Raw genomic sequence first — 350 nt, 5'->3', positions numbered from 1 at the left:
AAAGCGCCGTCCGGTCAGGTGCGGCACACAGCGGAACCGGTGAATTTCACCCCGACAGACCAGCCACCAGGGCAGGGCACTCTTTATCTGCAGCCGCCGGTCCGCCTCGCTCAGCCAGGGCAGACCAGCGGGATGACTGTGGACCAGCGCCACAATCTCCCCCTGCATCTGTGCCTGCAGCCAGTCCTCCGGCGCAATACGAAAATACGCCTCCGGCTCTGCGGAGATATTCACGCAGGGCTGGTACCGTTCGCCCTCCGGGGTGCTTATCACGAAGCCGCACGACTCCGCTGGCGCACACCGCCGGGCATGCGCCAGAATCGCTGATTCAGTCTGTGTCATAAAACGGG

The 350-nt window shown here is 63.7% G+C and carries 1 protein-coding gene; it reads right to left on the bottom strand.

The window, feature by feature from the left end; all coding sequences use genetic code 11:
- Positions 1 to 342: C40 family peptidase (locus E0D98_RS26135; protein WP_193764855.1), on the bottom strand; the 342-nt coding region annotated here is incomplete at its 3' end.
- Positions 343 to 350: the final 8 nt, after the last annotated feature.

The sequence above is a fragment of the Escherichia sp. KCJ4928 genome (assembly GCF_004352695.1).
Lineage (GTDB): Bacteria > Pseudomonadota > Gammaproteobacteria > Enterobacterales > Enterobacteriaceae > ECMA0423.
This window is presented reverse-complemented; position numbering and strand designations above follow the sequence as displayed.